This window comes from Paenibacillus sp. NMA1017, from assembly GCF_058895805.1.
Map to the genome: position 1 here is coordinate 75,378 of NZ_JBZXYR010000005.1, position 19,754 is coordinate 95,131.

Genomic DNA, 19,754 nt, shown 5'->3' on the forward strand with positions numbered 1-19,754 from the left:
ACGAGAACGCATTGCACGAAACCCCCAGATTCTCTTGAACAAGAGGACTGGGGGTTTCTTTTTGAATGGAGTTGTAGGGGAAGCTTAAATATTTTATACTTGGGGGTGACCGATCTCTGTGAACAGGAGGAAAATTGTTGAGAGATAAAGTCGCATTCATAACGGGCAGTGCCAAAGGTTTAGGTAAAACGACCGCTTTGCGTCTGGCGGATGAAGGCTGTAATATTGCGCTGAATTATGTGCATAGCCAAGCAGAAGCCGAAGCGCTTAAGCGGGTGATTGAGTCTAAGGGAGTACGCTGCCTGTCTTTACAAGGGGATATCTCTGTTCAGGAAGATATCACGAGGTTGATTGGTGAAGTACAGGATCGGCTAGGCGGAGTCGATATTATGGTGAACAATGCTGGACCGTTCATCCGGGAACGCCGTCTGTTTGCGGATTACAGTGTAGCTGAGATTCATGCCATGATACAAGGGAATCTGGTCGGTACCATGTTGCTGGATCATTTGGTATTGCCTCACATGCGTAGCCAGCAATGGGGACGTATTATTCATTTTGGCTTTGGTCATGCTGGAGAAGCGAGGGCTTGGCCGCATCGCGCCGTCTACGCAGCCGCCAAGGTGGGGCTGGTGTCTTTTACGAAGTCACTGGCTGTGGAGGAAGCTCCTTATGGCATCACGGTCAATATGATCTGTCCAGGGGATATTCGAGGAGCAAATAAGGAAATGTCAATCGCCGATGTCATCGGCATGCAGGATAAAGAGACACCGCGTGGACGTCCGGGGAGCGGAGAGGACATTGCGCGAGTGATCACCTATTTGTGTGAGGAGCATTCGGATTTTATAACAGGCAATATTATGGATGTATCGGGAGGATTGGACCCCATTCGGCCAACCATATAAGCTTGAGCGATCCCTCAGAGGCTCTAACACAAAAAAGAGTCTTGAGCTTCGTTACCGAAGTCAAGACTCTCATGATCATTATGCATCAAGCATTAGAATACTTGTACCACTTCTTGGACGCCGTCGACTTCTTCGAGAAGAGCACGTTCAATCCCTGCTTTCAGCGTGATTGTGGAACTTGGGCAACTGCCGCAAGCGCCTACCAGCTTCAGCTTAACGATGCCGTCTTCAACGTCAACCAGCTCAACGTCGCCACCATCGCGTTGCAGGAACGGACGGAGCTTATCCAGTACATCAGCTACTTCATCATACATTTGAACGCTTTGTGTTTCGCTCATTAGAATTCAACTCCTTTCCTATACCTTTATTATTATATTACAAAGCGGGCCAAATTAAAATGCCCGTCATCCAAAGCAGGTGAAAAAATGTTAAGACCTATTATTGAGTTTTGCACCAGTAATATGCATTTGGGTACCGATGAAATCATGGCCAAGCTGGAACAGAATCCGGATTATGATGTGATCGAATACGGCTGCCTAAGCAATTGCGGTCAGTGTAACGCGGAACCCTATGCGATGGTCAACGGTGAGATTGTATCCGCGGATTCAGCAGAGCATCTGTACGAAGTGATTATGAACAAAATTAAGGAAGCTGAAGCATGGGATAACCTAGATTTGGATTGAAATACAATGCCTGTTAGCCAGCTCCTTTTTGTATAGAGAATATGCATCATGCATACACGCAAGAAACAAAGAAGACCTGCTCTGGGAGCGGGTCTTCTTTGTCTCTTGAGCATGCGGTTAGCCAAAATGGCGTTTGGACTTCCAGAGCACGCCGCTTTTAAGCAGGCGTGGTACTCGTCCGCGCAATGAGGTACTGCCCATAAAGCCATAGCCGAACCCGGCCTTCTTGCCAAGTGCGCCTAATGTACCGCGCAACTTTAAAGGATGTGGATGAGGCGTTTGGCCTTTCCACAGGTCGCGTACAATGTGTGCGATTTGCTCCCCTTGCACTTCTGCCGCCTGAGCGCTCGGAGAGTAGGGAAGGCTCGCACAATCTCCGACCACATACACCTCAGGATGATCCGGTATTTGATAATATTCGTTGAGCACAATGCGACCCTGAGGGTCTTTAGGGACGGCTAAATCCTGCACGATTTTTACCGGCTGAATTCCGGCTGTCCATACCACTGCATCCGTTACAATTTGCTCGTCACGGTTATAAATAGCCCCCGGCTCAATACGGGAAACCGCAACATGATTCAGGGCATTAACCTGATGCTCCTTGAACCAAGCATGTACATAGGCAGACAAACGTTGCGGGAATGCCGACAGCACCCGCTCACCCCGATCCATAATGGTAATATTCAAGTCCGTGCGGCTTTCACGTAACTCCGCAGCTATCTCAACACCGCTAAGACCGCCGCCTACAATATGAACATGTCCATATGGCTTGATTTCGTTCAAGCGTAGATAGGTTTGGCGGGTATGGTTAAATGACTGGATCGTACAGCTGTGTTCTTCAGCCCCCGGTGTATTGTGAAAGCGGTCGGTACAACCCAACGCAATGACAAGCTGGTCATAGGGCAAGGGTTCACCGTCTTGAAAATGGACCATTTTATTCTCCAGATCCATCGAGGTGACTTCTCCGTATTTGCGAATAAGACGTTGTTCATCTGGAAAATGCACCCGCAAATCAAAATCAGAAACCGTACCTGCCGCGAGGGCATAATACTCTGTTTTTAACCCCTGAAAGGGCATTCGATCCACTAAAATAACTTGAACATCGTCGGGAATGTGTTTATCCAGCAATTCTTTGGCAATGGTAAGGCCGCCATAGCCGCCCCCCAGAATAACGAAATTTTTCATCAAAATCCGCCTTCCTTTCGCTACCGTGTCCCCGGCAAATGGTCTGGTGTCTCGTCGATCTAACACAAGTTTTGTTGTTATAAAACCCGAGAATCGGGCCTGCCTTTGAAAGACAGACCAGCGTAGTCCGGGGCAGCATGATGCTGCATGGTGTGAGTAATGGGGATGAAATGCTCGCGGGAAATCTGAATCCGATATTACATTTATTCGAAAACTTCGATTTCGTTATAGAAGGTGTCCCGTTCTACAGGTATGCGTCCTGCACCTTTGACCAGCCAGATCAGCTCTTTACGGGTCAATCCGGCAGGGGTTAACGCACCTGCGGCATGGCTGATCTGCTCACGCACAATCGTACCATGGACGTCTGATGCGCCAAAGGTGAGAGCGACCTGCGTCAATTGCGGGCCAATATTGATGAAGTAAGCTTTGACATGGTCGATATTGTCCAGCATCAGGCGGCTGATCGCAATGGTTTTGAGATCCTCGTAAGCGGAGTTACGGCGCATGATGTTGGCGTTTTTGCTTTTCGGCTGCATGGACAATGGAATAAATACCATAAATCCGTTCGTTTCGTCCTGCAATTCACGAATTTGCAGCATATGTTCAATACGATCCTGATACGATTCGACTGAACCGTACAGCATGGTCGTATGAGTTTTCATGCCGAGATTGTGGGCTGTGCGATGTACTTCGAGATAGCGGTCCACGTTGGCTTTCGTAACACGCATCTTCTTCCGATATTCGTCGGACAAGATTTCCGCGCCACCACCAGTCAGGGATTGAAGTCCAGCCTTTTGCAGCTCCTCAAGCACTTCTTTAATACTCAAGCCGCTTATGCGTGTGAAAAAGTCAATTTCCGCTGCAGTGTAGGCTTTCAGTGTAACGTGGGGATACTTTTCATTCAGCGCCTTCAATGAGTCTACATAGTATTGGAAAGGCACATGATTATTATGACCACCGACGATATGAAATTCTCTTACCCCCGGATGGATGTGTTGCTCTACATAATCAATCATTTCCTGCCCGGACAACGTATAAGAGCCGTCCTCCCCCTGATCCTTGCGGAAATTGCAGAACGCGCAGCGCGCTTCGCATACATTGGTGAAGTACAGGCTCATGTTTTCGATAAAATAAACCTTTTTTCCATTCTTGCGTAAATTAGCTTCGTTAGCCAACTGACCCAGTGTGAGGATATCGTCAGTTTCATACAAATATATACCATCTTCAAGGTTCAAACGAATCCCGTTCTGTACCTTTTCTACAATTTCCGCCATTCTGCGGTCTGTAAAAGGTGTAACTAATGTGGACATGCCTATTCCTCCTTCAAGTTGCTCTGTGCGAGGCTGTCCGCCAAATCAGCGGCACAAGCGCTTGGTGCGCACAGGATGTCCCGTTCCGTCGGCAAGAATCCGGCAGCGCGGATATACGATATGTGAAAAATGTTACAATGCCAGGCTACAATGATGAATGTCTCAAAATATCGCCTTTGAAATGACAAATTTCCGACAGTTTTTTTTACACACTCTTTACCTATTATAAACCTCACACCACCGGTGTTCAATACAAACGAATAGAAAAACAGGTCTTTAAGCCTGTAAGGGAAGGACATTCCATGACTTGAGCACCTGCAAATAGTGGAGTATACTGAAGGAGAACATGAAGTAAAAGAGGAGGATGGAGCTATGATTAACATCACCGATTCCGCTGCTGAGCGTTTGAAAGATATGCTGGAGCAGCAGGAAACGCCGAATATGTTTTTACGTCTGGGTGTTACGCCGGGTGGTTGCACCGGATTCTCGTATGCAATGGGCTTTGACGACAACGAGACGGATCAGGATATATATATGAACGTACAGGATATGAAGATTGTAGTGGAAAAGGAAAGCATTCGCTACCTGGACGGTCTGGAAATCGACTTTGAAGAGTCCGGAATGTCAGGCGGTTTTACAATTCATAATCCGAATGCTGTAGCTACATGCGGCTGTGGTTCAAGCTTCCGTACAGCTACGGATGCAGGTAAGCCGAACGAAGAGCCTTGTTAATTAAGACAAAGAATTGCAGGTTATTGTGGTTATAGTTATGAGTGTGCAATAGAAATATTCATCTTAGGTTTGTGAGTCAAGACCTCCAGCGATATAGTCGTGTGCTATATCGTTATGGAGGTTTTTTGTGTTTTCGTTTCTACCAATGAGCAGGAATAGGGGAGCTATGTTTGTAAAAAGTCTGTCTTACACTCTATGATTTGATCTTTGCTTTATTTGTAATTTGCGGTTAATTTGCGGTGATTTTTAAGAAAGGTAATGGTAAAATATAATCAAATAGATGAATGAATGGTTATTGATTAGCCACATGTAAAATGATCTAATAAATAGTTATTTGGTTTGGTTCATTGTGGAATTAGATCAATCTAGTACTTAATAATAAATGATAGAAGGGGTACACATGGAAATTTCTTCTTACAACGAGTACTTGAAACTAGATGAGGAAGGAGATGGGAAATATTTAATATATAACAGTCTAACTAACGGGTTAGGAGAAATAAAGAAGGACTTATACGATGCCCTCGTTAATGAAGATTTTTCCTATCTAACGAGTTGTGAAGAGTTAGAACATTTGATACAAGGACGATTTTTATATCTGAATCCTGTTAATGAATTAGAGATAATGGAAAAGTCATTCACTACAACTAGATATCAAAAAAGCACATTACATCTTACAATTTTGCCTACGTTTAATTGTAATTTCAGATGCTCTTATTGTTATGAGAATTTGACTGAGAAAACAGGTAATCATTCTTTTACTGACCAAGTTCAGCAAGATATTTTGAACTATATAGAAAGTGCAATGGAAGATACAAATTTGAAACATATTACTGTCAATTGGACAGGCGGAGAACCATTGCTTGAATTTAAAAAGGTTACGCGGCTCATGGATCAAATGAATACTATGGCAGCCTTAAAACATATTGAAATAGCACATTACATGGTTAGCAACGGATATTTACTAAATAAAAGTCGTGCTGTTATTTTACGAGACTTAGGTTTGAAAAGTATTCAAATTACGATAGATGGTAATAAGGTGAATCATGATAAAAGAAGGGTTTTGGCGAACCAACAAGGGACATTTGATCAAATAATAAATAATATTAGGGATTCATGTGATTTTGTTCACATAAATATACGCTCAAATGTAGATTTGAACAATGTTGCTTCAATGGAAGATTATATGGATTATTTAGGGCGGCAAGACTTTAAGGAAAAAGTAAATATTTATTTTTCTGCTACCACTGATTATGTGGCGGGAGGTTGTTCAAGCAGTAATAGCTGCTTTGCCAATCAAGAATTCTCTGGAGTTATTTTAAGCTTGTATGAGAAAGCATTGGAAAAAGGGCTTAACATTTCTTATTACCCTCAATATGTACCTGTTGTTTGCGCTGCTATTGCAGACAATTCAATTGTAGTGCAGCCAGATGGCTGGATTCAAAAATGCTGGAATACGGTAGGAAACTCCAATTATGCGATAGGTCATATTAGCAATGATATAAATTCTGATGAGCGTACAGAGAAATGGCTTAATTATTCACCCTATAAAATTGAAAAATGCCGAAGTTGCTCAGTCCTGCCTTTATGTGGGGGGGGATGTGCCCAGCAAGCGTTTGAAAGTATCGACAAACAGCCGGTTTGTTGTGAGTACAAGTACAATTTAGGAGAAATGCTTAAGTTTAATTATCATCGACTTGAGGTATAAGCATTATTTCCGTAATTTCACTCTTTTGAAGTTTTGAAAGGAGGTGAGAAATATGCGTTGGATTGTAGAGCCAAAAGCAGCCCAAAGTTCTGTTGAACCTGCTAGTACTTGTTGGTATTATCATGGTTGCATTATTTTTCACTGGTAATCTTCTTAATTATGAAACCGCCTGTTTATCTTTAGTAGACAGGCGGTTATTTAGCTACTTTGTCGAGAAAATATATTAGTAGTATAAAAAACGCAGGAGGTTAGTGAAATGTACAGCATTTTACTTATTGATGATCATCCTGAATCAGGAGAGGTTACCAAGTCGCGGATCGAACAAGATCAATATATACATGTCACACTTATCAGATCTATTGTGGAAGCAAAAGAGAAATTAGCTAAATATAATTTTAATCTATGTATCTATCATTTGAATAAAATGCTTCCTGAAGATTTGGAATGTATCCATCTAATTCAGGATTTACCCATACTATTTATCGGACAGGTTCATACATATACAATGATGGATAAACTCTTAAACCTGGGCGTTATAGCATTTATTGAAAATTATCCTTCGCACGATCAACTAATTTGGACTATAAGAAACGTGTTAAACGGTATTTCCGTTTTACCCGTAACCTTATTAAAACAGCTTCATCACCGTGAAGGAGTAATAGATTATGTAGTGCTCAACAACAAGGAACGGTCTATTTTGGAATGCATCGCAGAGGGGAAAAGCAATAAGGAACTCGCTGTCATCTTCTGTGTTAGTCAAAGGACTGTGGAATATTATTTAACTAATATTTTTAATAAATTTGAGGTGCATTCGAGATTAGAGGCTGTAGTTGCTGCTAAAAATAGAGGGATGATCAATGTGTAAAATTATACCATGTAAAAATACACAAGTAAGATATCGCAGTCAAATCAGTAAAAATATATTCTAATGGGGGTTAGTAATGAAGCTTTTTTTGTTAAAGTATAGATTTAAGTTAATATTACTCATCATATGTATCACTTTATCGAGCCTTATGAATATGTATATGGCTTTTATCTTCAAGAAATTGGTAGACACTGTTACAACCGGAAGTGAACAAGAATTTGTTAAGTCAGCTTTTTTGGCTATACTTTTAATCATTCTGGGTGCAATACTTCGATTACTAACGAATTTATCTCATGCTTCTTATATGAGGAAGACCATGCTTAATCTAAAAGAGATTGTATTTGAGCATATTTTAAATAAAAGTCTAATACAATTTTCTTCAAATCATAGCGCCAAGTATATTTCTATTTTTAGTAATGATATTAAGATGATTGAAGATGATTATTTTAAAAATATATTCTCGTTAATTGGGACATTTATATCGTTTTCAGCATCTTTGATAGCGATGTTTTTACTCAGTCCTACAATTGTTATAGCTCTTGTCTTATTAACGCTGTTATCTATGTTTATCCCACGAATGTTTGAAAAGAAACTTGTAAATCGTAAGAGAAAAGTAGTTGAAGCTTTAGAGAAATTTATGATTCATACGAATGATATGTATTCAGGATTTGCAGTTATTAAAAGTTTTGGTATTGAGGGGCATGTACAAGGGCAATTTGATGGTATTAATCAGGAGACGGAAAATCAAAAATATAGATTTCAAAAGTTGAGTGCTTGGGTTAGCTCTATTAGTGAAGTATTTGGTGGGTTTATGTTTATTTCAGTATTTATTATTGGGAGTTTCCTTACTTTACGGCAGCTTATCACGTTGGGGACTATGATTGCTTGTGTTCAACTAACTAATAGTATCGTTAATCCAATACAAATGAGCATTCAATATATAACTCAAATCAAATCGTTACGTGATATTTCGGCCAAGATCACACAACTTTTACATACAGAGCGCCAGGACATGATTTACATTCACAAACCGACTATCCAGAATAAAGTATCGTTAAAAGAAGTGTCTTTTGGTTATAAAGATGATTGCTATAATGTACATGAATTAAATATGGATTTGGAGTTAGGGAAGAAGTATGCCTTAGTCGGGCCGAGCGGGTCAGGGAAATCAACGGTATTACGACTTTTAATGAAGCAATATGAGAACTACAAAGGTAGGATCAGTATTGACGGAGTAGATTTAAAGGAAATCAATATGGAGGATTGGTGCAGACTGGAGTCTGTCCTGCATCAGGATGTTTTTTTATTTGATAGTAGTATTAAGGAAAATATTGTGTTGTACCAGATGTTTCCTAATAATGAAATTGAAGATGCTATTCAAAAATCTGGTCTGAATATGCTAATTAATAAGCTACCAAATGGGATGGAGACACAGGTTGGAGAGAAAGGGAGTTTTTTGTCTGGAGGTGAAAAGCAAAGGATCGCCATAGCAAGAACGTTAATACGTCGCACTCCTTTATTGTTAATGGATGAACCTACTTCGTCACTTGATCATGAAACAGCAAATGCCATTGAAGAAACAGTTCTGAATTTAGAGAATACTACATGCGTGATGGTTACTCATCGGTTATCAAGATCAGTATTAGAGCGCTATGATATGATATTTGTATTCGCTGATGGGGCAATTATAGAGAGAGGAACATTTCGTGAATTAATAGAGCTTCAAGGTTGCTTCTATCATATGTATGGATTGGCAGAGGAGTCGACAATGACACATCATAAAGACAGCCCGATCTCTTACGTAGTAAATTAATCGTAAATATGGGGTGCTTGGCCAATTCAAGGCGGGCACTTTTTTGTGTTTCTTGTGGCTGAATTTATTTTATCATCAACATGATTTGTAACTTTCTCCCACGGAGCTGGCACTTAAGATTAAGAACACGAAAGAAAAGAGGCTAGGGACGTATGAGGGAGTGGGTTGAAAAGGCGCGGCAAGGGGATGCGGAAGCGTTCGGGCAGCTGATGCTGCATTTTCGTGGGATGGCCTATACGGTGTCCTATGACATGCTGAAGGATGTTCATCTCGCGGAAGATGCCGTGCAGGATGCGTTCATAGAGGCTTATCAGAATCTGGAGAAGCTACAGAACCCGGCCGCTTTTCCAGGCTGGTTCAAGACCATTGTCGTAAGACAGTGTCAGCGGATGCTGCGGCGCAAGCATCATTCGGTGCTTCCTCTGGATGATGCTGTGCAGGTATCAGGAGGAGTACCGGGTGTAGCAGAAATTGCGGAGCGTAGGGAGGAGAGCCAAGTTCTGCAACAATCGGTGAAGGCACTGTCTGCCAAGCTGCGCGTGCCTCTGCGGCTATTTTATTTTTACGGCTACTCTCTTCAGGAAATTTCCGATTATCTGGGCACTCCGGTCCCGACGCTTAAGAAGCGGCTGCACGATGCCCGCCGAAAGTTGAAAGGTACACTCCCGGTAGCCGACCTCGTTTCCGTGTTCAATCATTTGTATGAGGGAGGGCAAAACATGCTGCATATTGTTAACGGTGATGTTGTAGGTGACATGTTGAAGCAGGATGTTGTACAAGGTGACGTGCTTGTATGGAGAGAGGTATATCCGGCAGGACCGATATTTACAAATCCAGCGGGGGCGGAAGAACGGGCACTGCGGGCCCGGGTCCTGGAGGAAACGATGGGTATTCCGGCCAGCGAATATATTACGGGTTGTGAGGAACAAGAGCAGAAACTTTGTGAATTTATCAAGTATGATGAAGTCGTATTGTGGTTTGAGCATGACCTGTTTGATCAGAGCATGCTCGCCTATCTGCTCCACTGGTTCAAGAGACAGAAATTGGGCCGCACGAAGCTGAGCCTGCTCTGTATTGGGGAGTTTCCGGGAATCGAACGGTTTCATGGTCTAGGACAGCTCACTCCGGCACAGCTTCAGACATTATCCGGGACCTGGCGGACCATTGGGCGGCAAGAAATGGAGCTCGGAAGCGAGCTTTGGCAGGCGTATGCTTCTCCTGATCCTGCTCAAATGGCTAATCTGTTGGAAGACAAGAAGGCAGAATTGGCAGCATCCGGCCTGCCTTTTGCCTATGAAGCTTTCACAGCGCATCTCAAGCGGCTGCCCTCGGAGCGGAATGGTCTTAGCGTTGTGGAACAAACCACGCTTCAGACCGTGCATAATGGAGTGGATACGCCATTGGAATTATTTCGTCAGGTAACTGACGTCCTGCATATGCTCGGTATGGGTGATCTCGAATACTGGAAATTTATTCGTGCTTTGGCGCAAGGTGAACATCCTTTGCTGATCATTGACGGGGATGAGGTCGGCTTGAATTTCAGACAAATTCCGGATTTTCTGAACCGAAAGGTAATTCTGACAGAGTTGGGTAAAGAGGTACTGAATGGATCAGCGGACCGCATTGCAGTTCAAGGGATCGACGAGTGGTTTGGGGGGCTGCATCTCCTTGGACATGAGGTTTCTTGGCGCTGGGATGATGTAACCGGAGAATTGGTGGTCCGACATTGAACAAGCTTTAGCAGTAAATAGCTTAACGTGCGAAAGAGTTTTCCGTTTATGGAAAACTCTTTTTTATTTAGGCGCCTGATTTCTCTGAAAGTGGTTTAGGTTTAGCTATTTTACCGTGCTACAATGCCCTGAAATAATCTTCAACGCTCCATCTATATTGTGCCAAACGCGGGTATAGCACATCTCATCTTAAAGTGATTTACAAATATAAGATCGTCATGAATCAGTTCGTTCAAAACCTCCACATCACTGGCCAACATCGCCTTACGCAGTTTTTCCTCGTATTCGATGATTTGATTTTCCTGCATATCAATAGACACCCCTTTGATAACCATTCAAGTAATTTCAGGAAACATAATACACCTACCAAATCTCGTTACCAATGCTTCTACTGCTTCGAATCCGTAAAAAGCTCCTGCGCGGTCCGCACAAATAACTGTACAGCAAGTGAAGCATTGTGCAGAGATGGTACAGCGATACCGATTTGCCGTGTGATCAGAGGTGAAGTCTCCTTGACGGTCAAATCATGGGGGAACGTAGACAAGGCGAGTGAAGAGACAATGCCCATACCCAGTCCTTGTCGAACCATGCTGACCAAGGTGCTGACATTGTGAGTAATGAATTGCGCCTGCAACTGAGTTTGTTCGCGTTCAAAACCTTCCATAATGGCGATCTCATGTCCACCTTTACAAAAAATCATATCCTGCTCATTCAAGTCTCGAATCGCGATTTTGTTATGCGATTGCAAAGGGTGACCGTCCGGCAGGAGAATAACCATGTTATCCTGACATAAAGGAATGACATCTACCTGAGGATCTGGCAACAGGATGATACCCGCTTCGATTTCTCTGGTATGCACCCACTCCTTGACTTCATTCGTAGAGCCTTCATGTAGATCGAAAACAAGGTTCGGATAATGCTGACGAATATGATGAATAATTGGGGGCAGAAAATAGGCTGAGGCAGAAGGAAAGGCACCGATCGTGATCGTGCCCACGTCTAGACCTTTTTCAGCAGCCACCTGTTGATGTACCTTTTCCATGCTTTGCAGCATCATACGGAATTGCAGTAGTACTTTGTGCCCGATATCGGTCAGCAGCACTCCTTTTTTTCGGTCGCGCAGCAATAGCTGGACACCCAGCTCGTTTTCGATGCTGGCGATGGCATGGCTGACCGCGGGCTGCGTCATATGCAGCTCATGGGCAGTTTGGGTGAAGTTTAGCGTTTCGGCTACGCGAACGAAGATCATAATCTGAGTAATGGTCATAAGTGAAAAGTTATCTCCCTTATTGAAAACATTCATTTTATTTATTAGTGACCACAGTATACGCTAGTAAAGCAAAACTTTGCAAACGGCTATTCAGATTTTGGTCGGTAGCAATGAGCGATGAAAAGCTAAGGGAGAGAAGACTTCTATGAAAAAATTAACACCTAAAGCTACGCTGTGGCTTGTCTTGATATTAGTGGTGGTATGGGGGATCAACTGGCCGTTGACTAAGCTGGCTTTGCCAGATACGCCGCCGATATTTTTTTCAGGAATCCGCACCCTGCTGGGTGGTGTGATTCTGCTGTTGTTCGCTATGCGTCGCCGGGAAACCTTGCACTTTAGACAGAATGCGTGGACTTATCTGGTGCTGGCCATATTTAATATTGCAGGCTACTATGGCTTGCAGACGGTAGGGCTGCGTTATTTGCCTGCCGGGTTATTTTCCACTTTAGTATTCCTTCAGCCGATCCTGTTGGGATTATTCTCCTGGATGTGGTTGGGGGAGCGCATGTTTCCCCTGAAGGTCATTGGACTGGTACTGGGTTTTGGCGGGGTAATCGTGATTAGCTCTGGTGGGATGGCAGGTCATTTGTCTGTCTTGGGCATAGTGTTGGGTCTGGCCTCAGGGCTATGCTGGGCGCTCGGAACGATTTATATGAAGAAAAAAAGCCAGCAGCTGGACTCCATTTGGGCGGTGACGATGCAGCTCGTTTTAGGAGGGATTATACTCAATGGGATTGGATTTACGACTGAGAAATGGAGCGATATTCACTGGACGACCTCCTTTATCGCGATTTTATTGTTTATTTCGATATTCGTGATTGCGATGGGCTGGATGATTTATTTTAAACTGATCGACAACGGTGATGCGGGAACCGTCGGCTCATATACGTTTATGATACCCGTGTTGTCTACGGTCTTTAGCATGGTAATGCTCAAGGAATCGCTTACTTTGACGTTTGTTGTAGGGCTGGTGCTGATTGCAGGCAGTGTGTATCTGGTAAATATTAAAGAAAGAATAGAGTTATCCACCAAGTATCAGAACGGTGAGACATTTGAGGATTAACGAGGGCGATAGATCCAGAAGAATTTCAATAGATTTTACGCACGCATATTGGAAGCACCAATATAGCGTGCTTTTTTTGACTATGATTTTCAAAGAACTCATATGCTATGCTATTCAAGATCATCGAAAAAATTTAAATTTATTGTAGAAGTCTGTCGCACCAAAATTAGCTAACAAAATTATTTATTATAAAAACATTAAACTAACAAAATGACATTAAAGGTTTTTCTATTTTTCGTCCTTGTGTAAAAAATGCAATGAATATAATTTTTTAGAGCAAAAATAGAGATCATGAAAGGAGGAGAGTATACAAAAATATCAATTTGTTATGTTTATATAATATTGTTTTTTAATAATTATTTTATTTTACTATTTTTTGTTATGCTAACAATTGACATTTCGTATAACGTAAACTAGAATGAGTGAGAATTCATTTCCCAATCACATAATTAGTTTGGAAGAATTGAAAGCGTTTACCTTATATTAGGATAGGGCTCTTTTTGATTCTTTTTTCTTTTCCGAATTATGGCCGGGAGGGAGAGATCATAGTACGTGCCTAAGGGATGGAAATTTGAATATATAAGCTAAGAGAGAGGTGTAAGTTGAGATGCAGTTAAATAGAAATGTTGGAAACTTCGAACAAACGGTGAATTGTAACGCTGATTACCTGGAGGTTGCAAAATGAAGAAGTTATTGTCGTGCTTGATCTCGTTAGGCATGCTTGTTAATATATTGCCGACCACGATTGTAAGCGCTAACAATGATAGAGTTACTAATCTAGCGCTTGATTCAACACCGTCTGCCCAATCGGTTATGATTTCAGATGCTGTTTACAAAATTACGGCACAGCATAGCGGAAAAAACCTGGAAGTTGAAGGGGAATCAAAGGATGACGGAGCGAATGTTCAACAATGGAGCGATAACGGAAAGGAGCAACAGAAGTGGAGAGTGGTTGACGTTGGGGATGGATATTATAAGCTGATCTCGCAATCTAGTGGTAAAGCATTGGATGTTGTCGGTGGTAATACCCAGGACGGAGCGAACGTTCAACAATGGACCGACAATGGGAACGCTCAGCAAAAGTGGAAAATCATTGACGCTGGTGGTGGATATTATAAGCTGATCTCGCAATCTAGTGGTAAAGCATTGGATGTTGTCGGTGGTTATACCCATGACGGTGCAAACGTTCAACAATGGGCCGACAACGGTAGCGCTCAGCAAAGGTGGAGATTCACGCAGATTGATACGACAACAGATACGACACCACCAACCGCCCCAACAAACCTCCACAGCTCATCCAAGACGAGCAGATCTGTCACTCTTACATGGATGACCTCAATAGACAATGTAGGTGTAACTGACTACGTTATTTATAACGGAACAGATCTGGTAGGCACGAGCACCGCAACAAGTTATACAGTGACGGGTCTCGCTGCGAACACATCCTACAACTTCACTGTAAGAGCGAAAGATGCAGCAGGCAATGTTTCGGAACCAAGTAATGTCTTAAAAGTAACAACAAGTTCCGACTCCTCTCAAAATACAGGATTTTATGTTAAAGGTACGACGCTTTATGATGGCAACGGAAATCCCTTTGTCATGAGAGGAATTAATCACGCTTACACTTGGTACAAAGGTCAAGAGTCAGTTGCGATACCTGCAATTGCTAAAACAGGAGCGAACACGATTAGAATCGTGCTGTCTGACGGACAGCAATGGACGAAAGATGATTTGTCAGCGTTGCAAAACCTGATCACTTTATCAGAACAAAACAAATTGGTTGTTATCCTTGAAGTACACGATGGTACGGGAAATGATAATGCTGCTGTGTTGAATAAAATCGCAGATTACTGGATTGAAATGAAAAGTGCACTGATTGGAAAAGAAAATACAGTCATTCTCAACATCGCGAATGAATGGTTTGGTACTTGGGATGGGAACGGCTGGGCACAGGGGTATAAATCAGTTATTCCAAAGCTAAGAAATGCTGGCATCAAAAATACCATTATGGTTGACGCCGCTGGGTGGGGGCAATATCCGAAGTCGATTTTTGACTACGGAACGCAAGTGTTTGATGCCGATCCGCTTAAAAATACGATGTTCTCCATTCATATGTACGAATACGCTGGAGGAAATGCCGAAACAGTAAAAAGCAATATTGACAATGTATTAAATAAAAATTTAGCTCTCATCATTGGAGAATTCGGAATCAAGCATACAAATGGTGATGTTGACGAGGCTACCATTATGAGTTACGCCCAACAAAAAGGTGTAGGTTATCTCGGCTGGTCTTGGAAAGGAAATGGATCAGGTCTAGAATATTTGGATATGTCAAACGACTGGGGAGGATCGAGCTATACTGAACAAGGACGTGCCATTATTGAAGGTCCGAATGGCATCAGAGCAACATCCAAGTTAAGCACGGTTTATAGCGGCGGTAAACAGTAAAAAAGATTCATATTGTTTTAGCAACGGCCTTTTCTCGAGATTTTAATGGGGAAGGTCGTTTAGTTTGTCTGGAATCGTTTTTCATTGTAGAACATAGGAGCAAGGATTAGGAAAAATATACTAGAATATCAAAGGGGGTCATAGTAAAATATGACTATAAGTCTGTTGAGTTAGTGGAAATGACGGTTCAGAATTACCCGCTTGGTAAGCGGAAGATGGCAGTTTCAAACTCACCGGTCAGCAAGAGGAGGAACCTATGAAGGATTTTGACGTAACCAAAGCCAAGTATGATCCAAAACAGGAAGAACAGGTGAAAAAGGGATTTTTCAACAAGGTGAAGTCCACGGCTGGAAAAGTTCCCTTTGTGAAGGATGCGGTGGCTATGTACTATTGTGCGATAGATCCTGAAACGCCTCTGTATGCCAAAGGGATAGCATTCGGAGCCTTGGCGTATTTTATTTCTCCATTAGATGCTATATCAGATGTTATTCCGATGTTGGGTTTTACAGATGATGCGGGGGTTGTGCTGGCAGCTTTGAAAGTGTTGGACATGCATATCAAACCTGCCCATCGGGAGAAGGCAAGCGAGTTTTTTTCTTAAGGATTGTAAGATGAGCGGGGAGAAGGAATGGACAGATATACACCTACAGCGAGGGAGCGCTGGCAGATGAAACAGAGCGAGCCGCAGCAGCAGGGATGGCTGCTCGCTTTCTTTGGCTGGATTTTTGCAGGTTTGGGGTTCGTATTTAGTTTTTTTGTCGTTGGAGGCTTGCTCGGGATCATAGGTCTTGTTTTCGGAATTTTGACCAAACGGATGGAGCAAAGAAATACGCAGGGCATCTTCATTATTGTAATCAGCTCCGTTGCTATTGGCATCGGTCTATTGATTTTTATGATTTTTTTTGCGCAAGGTTTTGTAGAAGGTCTGAGAGAAGGGTATAATGAGCATTATTAGGTCAGGGAGGTAACAGCATTGAGCGTCATTGTTTCACAGCAGATCTCGGCAACGGGCGTGAAGGAATATACGAAGGTGATGAAAACATTTAATTCCCCGTTTACACCTTTGGTTGGACAGAAAATCAGGGATACGGCATTCGGCGATATGCAATATTACGATGTTGAGGATGTATTTATTGATCTAGCGGAGAATGAGTATTGGGTAATTCTACCTGCCGTTTTGCTGCATTCTGATGATATTGAGGACATACGAGACGCTGTGCGCGAGTATCGTTCACACGGTTGGGAATGTACGAAACCTCTGTAAATGCATACCACTTAAGCATCTATACGGAAACGTCTTTCTTTTGCGAGATAGGCGTTTTTTTGTGTATTTGTGTAGGGGATATTCCTAATGATTGGCATGAAAAGAAAGAATTTATGCTGAAAATGCGCAAATTTTATCATTTTTTATCATAAAACGACAAGTTGGGAAATGAAAACGGCCTTAATGTGTTATACTTAGTATATCAAAGGACAAGAGTCTAAAACGACCGGTAAGGCCCTTTCTTTGAAGAGCCTCTGAAAGGTTCAACGTTTATCCAAAATAAATGGTCAAAAGGAAAAGGGGAAATGCTAACGTGAGAGTGAATTTGAAATTTACTAACAAAGGGCAAGTTGCAGTTGAAAAGTTCAACAATGAGGAGCTTATCGAAATCTTTACCCGCTACATTAAAACGTTAAGCAAGAAGTATGATATCTCGGTTACCGTACCGGAGGATCTGAATGAGCAGATCTTGGAAGAGGGTACCGTGAAGGTCGTGTTGGATAAGATTAATTGTGACATGGACGCTTTTTTCAAGGAGCTGAGCCGGGATATCAAGGTGCCGCTGGTCAAAAGATTGGGTACCAAATTGGATAACGTATTTAAGACCGAGGTTGTGGAGCAGGAACAGAACTAAGAATAAGGATCAAGCGAGTCCGAATGAGGATTCGCCATATGAAATGATAAAACCTCCCGAATGGGGCGCATGGCTAGGCCCTGTGCTCGTTCGGGAGGTTTTATATGTTTAAACTGCTCTATTCAGCAGGAAAACATGCATGGCATGTCTGTCCCTTTTAACGTGTTGTTGTGGAAGTAGGGCGCAGTTGGGCTAAATCAAACGAAGGTACCAGCCCTTCCTGCGCGGCGCGACCGAGCAAAGCTTCGATGGCGGCATATCCGCTGTCGCCCAGATTGGCGGTAAAATCGTTAACATACAGGTCGATATGCGATTGGGCGACATCGGGTGAAAGCTCCTGCGCATGAGACAATACATATTCACGCGAAGCTTCTGGATGCTTCCAAGCGTATTCGACAGAGGCGCGTATCCAGTTTGTGATCGCATCCAGATCCAGCGTACGACGGGCAATAATGGCTCCGAGCGGGATTGGGAGCCCTGTATCTTCTTCCCACCAGTTCCCCAGATCGACTTGCTTACTAAGTCCGTAGGACGGATACGTGAACCGTGCTTCATGAATAACCAGTCCGGCATCCATCTGCCCGTCACGGACAGCAGGCATGATTTGGTCGAACGGCATCACGACGATCTCGCCGACACCCCCCGGCACATGCTTGGCTGCCCATAGGCGAAACAGCAGATAGGCGGTGGAACGTTCACTCGGAACAGCTACACGCTTGCCGGACAGGGCTTCCGGGCCATCGACAGTGGAACCTTCCTTGGTCAGCACGAGCGGCCCACAACCTCGGCCCAGTGCGCCCCCGCAAGGCAGCAGGGCATATTCATCCAGCACCCAAGGGAGTGCGGCATACGAAATTTTCATGATATCCAGTCCGTCTGGTGTGACCGCCAGATTGTTGGTGATGTCGATATCGGCAAATGTAATGTCCAGCGCGGGTGCGCCCGGAATCAATCCATGCGCCAGGGCATGGAAGACAAAAGTGTCGTTGGGACAAGGTGAAAAAGCAATTTGCATCTATATAACCTCCGTTAATGTAGAAAATGCGGCTTCCAACGCTTGCAAAGCCTCTTTGATCCGCCAGGCTGCACGGTTACGTGGACCGACAGCATTGGAAATTGTGCGGATTTCCATCGTAGGCAGTTCCAGCCTATTTGCCGCCACGGCTACGCCGTAGCCTTCCATAGCTTCGGCAGCAGCTCCGGGAACGCGCTTGGCCAGCCGTTCCGCTGTTGCCGCCGTACCGGTGGCCGTGGAGACGGTCAGGATCGGCCCCGCGACAGCCGTCTGTCCAGCGGCACGCAACGCCTGAACGAATCGCTGCGCGGTGGCAACATTGACGGCAATTTGGCTTGAGCCGAAACCCAGCTCGTCCACGCTGCTGAAGCCCTCTGCCGTCTCTGCCCCCAGGTCGGCGGCAATGATCGCGTCAGCAACAACGACGCTCTCCAATGCAGCGACCTCCACGAAGCCGCCACCAATTCCGGCGCTGATGACCAGACGGTAGTCACCAGCCGCCGCCAGTGCTAGCGCGGTTGAAGCCGCCGCGGACGGTGCGCCCACGCCAGCTAGCTCGACCACAAAACGGGTGTCGCCTTTCAGGCCCCGCAGTACAGCTTCCCGTTCGCCTTCAACCGCGGTCATAACCAGGATGCGACCATCTGATATTGTATGCTCCATCGGTTGATTCCCCTTTAAATTTAGGTAATATGCTCCCTTATCATACTGCTTTTCGAATCGATGTTCAAAAAAGTCGACAAAAAAAGCGCTCTGAGGCGCTTTTTGGAAAAACTGCAAGATTCAGCAGATATGGAAATCGGTAGTTGTAAACATAAAGCAATTCTAATCTGGAAGAACAGCACAGGCATAGCATATAATAATTATATCGGCTGATCCTTTGTGATTAGCTGAAACATGGTAATATTGCGGTCATAATGGCTTGGGGTTCCATCTTGATTGCGCACCCGAATCATCTCGCTACTGAATAACTCGATATATCCACAGCCAATCTCACAATATACACCTGTAGGGTCCTCTTGCCAGACCGAAACGAGGTGTTGAGACAGCGCCGCGGTGAAAAATTCGATGTTTTTTTGCAGTACGCGTGGCGTTTTCTTGGGTTCCATAACGTAAATCCTCCCTATATCATGCC

The 19,754-nt window shown here is 43.7% G+C and carries 21 protein-coding genes; 13 read left to right on the forward strand and 8 right to left on the reverse strand.

Annotation, left to right across the window (positions count from 1 at the left end; translation table 11 throughout):
* The first annotated feature begins 137 nt into the window (after window positions 1–137).
* A complete protein-coding gene (locus AC5ELV_RS14580) occupies window positions 138–902 on the forward strand; it encodes an SDR family oxidoreductase (protein ID WP_342418833.1) in 765 nt (254 codons plus the stop codon).
* 92 nt (window positions 903–994) lie between these two features.
* Here the strand turns inward: AC5ELV_RS14580 and AC5ELV_RS14585 are convergent, their stop codons facing one another.
* Entirely contained in the window at window positions 995–1,240 is a 246-nt protein-coding gene (locus tag AC5ELV_RS14585; protein ID WP_013311836.1) for a NifU family protein, read from the reverse strand.
* An 87-nt stretch (window positions 1,241–1,327) separates the two neighbouring features.
* Here AC5ELV_RS14585 and AC5ELV_RS14590 point away from each other — a divergent pair, with 87 nt between their 5' ends.
* The gene (locus AC5ELV_RS14590; protein WP_493430761.1) at window positions 1,328–1,585 is read left to right on the forward strand and encodes a YuzB family protein; all 258 of its coding nucleotides are present in this window, start codon (window positions 1,328–1,330) and stop codon (window positions 1,583–1,585) included.
* A gap of 117 nt (window positions 1,586–1,702) precedes the next feature.
* Here AC5ELV_RS14590 and AC5ELV_RS14595 read toward each other — a convergent pair whose 3' ends face one another.
* Entirely contained in the window at window positions 1,703–2,770 is a 1,068-nt protein-coding gene (locus tag AC5ELV_RS14595; protein WP_076294236.1) for an NAD(P)/FAD-dependent oxidoreductase, read from the reverse strand.
* A 203-nt stretch (window positions 2,771–2,973) separates the two neighbouring features.
* Window positions 2,974–4,080 carry an aminofutalosine synthase MqnE gene (mqnE, locus tag AC5ELV_RS14600; RefSeq protein ID WP_029518225.1) on the reverse strand — a complete coding sequence of 369 codons (1,107 nt, stop codon included), beginning with the start codon at window positions 4,078–4,080 and terminating at the stop codon, window positions 2,974–2,976.
* A 372-nt stretch (window positions 4,081–4,452) separates the two neighbouring features.
* On the opposite strand from mqnE, the gene AC5ELV_RS14605 reads away from it, so the two are divergent.
* The 5 genes from AC5ELV_RS14605 (at window position 4,453) to AC5ELV_RS14625 (ending at window position 10,925) form a co-directional block, all read left to right on the forward strand.
* Window positions 4,453–4,812, forward strand: coding sequence for a HesB/IscA family protein (locus AC5ELV_RS14605; RefSeq protein ID WP_013311832.1), 360 nt, complete (start codon window positions 4,453–4,455; stop codon window positions 4,810–4,812).
* Between the two features lie 400 nt (window positions 4,813–5,212).
* Window positions 5,213–6,517 carry a radical SAM protein gene (locus tag AC5ELV_RS14610; RefSeq protein ID WP_493430762.1) on the forward strand — a complete coding sequence of 435 codons (1,305 nt, stop codon included), beginning with the start codon at window positions 5,213–5,215 and terminating at the stop codon, window positions 6,515–6,517.
* Between the two features lie 256 nt (window positions 6,518–6,773).
* A complete protein-coding gene (locus tag AC5ELV_RS14615) occupies window positions 6,774–7,382 on the forward strand; it encodes a response regulator transcription factor (protein ID WP_493430763.1) in 609 nt (202 codons plus the stop codon).
* A 76-nt stretch (window positions 7,383–7,458) separates the two neighbouring features.
* The gene (locus AC5ELV_RS14620) at window positions 7,459–9,195 is read left to right on the forward strand and encodes an ABC transporter ATP-binding protein (RefSeq protein ID WP_493430764.1); all 1,737 of its coding nucleotides are present in this window, start codon (window positions 7,459–7,461) and stop codon (window positions 9,193–9,195) included.
* Window positions 9,196–9,347: 152 nt separating this feature from the next.
* Entirely contained in the window at window positions 9,348–10,925 is a 1,578-nt protein-coding gene (locus tag AC5ELV_RS14625) for a sigma-70 family RNA polymerase sigma factor (RefSeq protein ID WP_493430765.1), read from the forward strand.
* A 152-nt stretch (window positions 10,926–11,077) separates the two neighbouring features.
* On the opposite strand, the gene AC5ELV_RS14630 is transcribed toward AC5ELV_RS14625, so the two are convergent.
* Both AC5ELV_RS14630 and AC5ELV_RS14635 read right to left on the reverse strand, forming a co-directional pair.
* Window positions 11,078–11,233, reverse strand: a complete 156-nt coding sequence (locus tag AC5ELV_RS14630; protein ID WP_493430766.1) for a nuclear transport factor 2 family protein — start codon at window positions 11,231–11,233, stop codon at window positions 11,078–11,080.
* Between the two features lie 80 nt (window positions 11,234–11,313).
* Window positions 11,314–12,192: a LysR family transcriptional regulator gene (locus AC5ELV_RS14635; RefSeq protein WP_493430767.1), complete on the reverse strand. Its 879-nt coding sequence runs from the start codon at window positions 12,190–12,192 to the stop codon at window positions 11,314–11,316.
* A gap of 148 nt (window positions 12,193–12,340) precedes the next feature.
* On the opposite strand from AC5ELV_RS14635, the gene AC5ELV_RS14640 reads away from it, so the two are divergent.
* The 6 genes from AC5ELV_RS14640 (at window position 12,341) to AC5ELV_RS14665 (ending at window position 17,604) form a co-directional block, all read left to right on the forward strand.
* Window positions 12,341–13,258 (forward strand): DMT family transporter, encoded by a 918-nt coding sequence (locus AC5ELV_RS14640; RefSeq protein ID WP_493430768.1) that lies wholly within the window; start codon window positions 12,341–12,343, stop codon window positions 13,256–13,258.
* Window positions 13,259–13,939: 681 nt separating this feature from the next.
* Window positions 13,940–15,706 carry a cellulase family glycosylhydrolase gene (locus tag AC5ELV_RS14645; protein ID WP_493430769.1) on the forward strand — a complete coding sequence of 589 codons (1,767 nt, stop codon included), beginning with the start codon at window positions 13,940–13,942 and terminating at the stop codon, window positions 15,704–15,706.
* A gap of 256 nt (window positions 15,707–15,962) precedes the next feature.
* Complete coding sequence (locus AC5ELV_RS14650) at window positions 15,963–16,307, forward strand: YkvA family protein (protein WP_493430770.1); 345 nt, start codon at window positions 15,963–15,965, stop codon at window positions 16,305–16,307.
* A 27-nt stretch (window positions 16,308–16,334) separates the two neighbouring features.
* A complete protein-coding gene (locus AC5ELV_RS14655) occupies window positions 16,335–16,661 on the forward strand; it encodes a hypothetical protein (RefSeq protein ID WP_493430771.1) in 327 nt (108 codons plus the stop codon).
* 18 nt (window positions 16,662–16,679) lie between these two features.
* A complete protein-coding gene (locus AC5ELV_RS14660; RefSeq protein WP_493430772.1) occupies window positions 16,680–16,970 on the forward strand; it encodes a hypothetical protein in 291 nt (96 codons plus the stop codon).
* A 313-nt stretch (window positions 16,971–17,283) separates the two neighbouring features.
* Window positions 17,284–17,604: a hypothetical protein gene (locus AC5ELV_RS14665; protein WP_023990165.1), complete on the forward strand. Its 321-nt coding sequence runs from the start codon at window positions 17,284–17,286 to the stop codon at window positions 17,602–17,604.
* A gap of 157 nt (window positions 17,605–17,761) precedes the next feature.
* On the opposite strand, the gene AC5ELV_RS14670 is transcribed toward AC5ELV_RS14665, so the two are convergent.
* From AC5ELV_RS14670 to AC5ELV_RS14680, 3 genes are all read right to left on the reverse strand, one after another.
* Complete coding sequence (locus AC5ELV_RS14670; RefSeq protein WP_493430773.1) at window positions 17,762–18,619, reverse strand: 1,4-dihydroxy-6-naphtoate synthase; 858 nt, start codon at window positions 18,617–18,619, stop codon at window positions 17,762–17,764.
* Window positions 18,620–19,282, reverse strand: coding sequence for a futalosine hydrolase (locus AC5ELV_RS14675; protein WP_493430774.1), 663 nt, complete (start codon window positions 19,280–19,282; stop codon window positions 18,620–18,622).
* Window positions 19,283–19,482: 200 nt separating this feature from the next.
* Window positions 19,483–19,728 (reverse strand): hypothetical protein, encoded by a 246-nt coding sequence (locus tag AC5ELV_RS14680; RefSeq protein WP_007431922.1) that lies wholly within the window; start codon window positions 19,726–19,728, stop codon window positions 19,483–19,485.
* Window positions 19,729–19,754: the final 26 nt, after the last annotated feature.

Bases quoted from the DNA above. Each gene is read 5' to 3' on its own strand.
- AC5ELV_RS14595 (WP_076294236.1), bottom strand. From the start codon at position 2,770: ATGAAAAATTTCGTTATTCTGGGGGGCGGCTATGGCGGCCTTACCATT.
- AC5ELV_RS14670 (WP_493430773.1), bottom strand. From the start codon at position 18,619: ATGCAAATTGCTTTTTCACCTTGTCCCAACGACACTTTTGTCTTCCAT.
- AC5ELV_RS14625 (WP_493430765.1), top strand. From the start codon at position 9,348: ATGAGGGAGTGGGTTGAAAAGGCGCGGCAAGGGGATGCGGAAGCGTTC.
- AC5ELV_RS14680 (WP_007431922.1), bottom strand. From the start codon at position 19,728: ATGGAACCCAAGAAAACGCCACGCGTACTGCAAAAAAACATCGAATTT.
- AC5ELV_RS14590 (WP_493430761.1), top strand. From the start codon at position 1,328: ATGTTAAGACCTATTATTGAGTTTTGCACCAGTAATATGCATTTGGGT.
- mqnE (WP_029518225.1), bottom strand. From the start codon at position 4,080: ATGTCCACATTAGTTACACCTTTTACAGACCGCAGAATGGCGGAAATT.
- AC5ELV_RS14650 (WP_493430770.1), top strand. From the start codon at position 15,963: ATGAAGGATTTTGACGTAACCAAAGCCAAGTATGATCCAAAACAGGAA.
- AC5ELV_RS14605 (WP_013311832.1), top strand. From the start codon at position 4,453: ATGATTAACATCACCGATTCCGCTGCTGAGCGTTTGAAAGATATGCTG.
- AC5ELV_RS14635 (WP_493430767.1), bottom strand. From the start codon at position 12,192: ATGACCATTACTCAGATTATGATCTTCGTTCGCGTAGCCGAAACGCTA.
- AC5ELV_RS14675 (WP_493430774.1), bottom strand. From the start codon at position 19,282: ATGGAGCATACAATATCAGATGGTCGCATCCTGGTTATGACCGCGGTT.
- AC5ELV_RS14620 (WP_493430764.1), top strand. From the start codon at position 7,459: ATGAAGCTTTTTTTGTTAAAGTATAGATTTAAGTTAATATTACTCATC.
- AC5ELV_RS14645 (WP_493430769.1), top strand. From the start codon at position 13,940: ATGAAGAAGTTATTGTCGTGCTTGATCTCGTTAGGCATGCTTGTTAAT.
- AC5ELV_RS14640 (WP_493430768.1), top strand. From the start codon at position 12,341: ATGAAAAAATTAACACCTAAAGCTACGCTGTGGCTTGTCTTGATATTA.
- AC5ELV_RS14630 (WP_493430766.1), bottom strand. From the start codon at position 11,233: ATGCAGGAAAATCAAATCATCGAATACGAGGAAAAACTGCGTAAGGCG.
- AC5ELV_RS14615 (WP_493430763.1), top strand. From the start codon at position 6,774: ATGTACAGCATTTTACTTATTGATGATCATCCTGAATCAGGAGAGGTT.
- AC5ELV_RS14655 (WP_493430771.1), top strand. From the start codon at position 16,335: ATGGACAGATATACACCTACAGCGAGGGAGCGCTGGCAGATGAAACAG.
- AC5ELV_RS14585 (WP_013311836.1), bottom strand. From the start codon at position 1,240: ATGAGCGAAACACAAAGCGTTCAAATGTATGATGAAGTAGCTGATGTA.
- AC5ELV_RS14610 (WP_493430762.1), top strand. From the start codon at position 5,213: ATGGAAATTTCTTCTTACAACGAGTACTTGAAACTAGATGAGGAAGGA.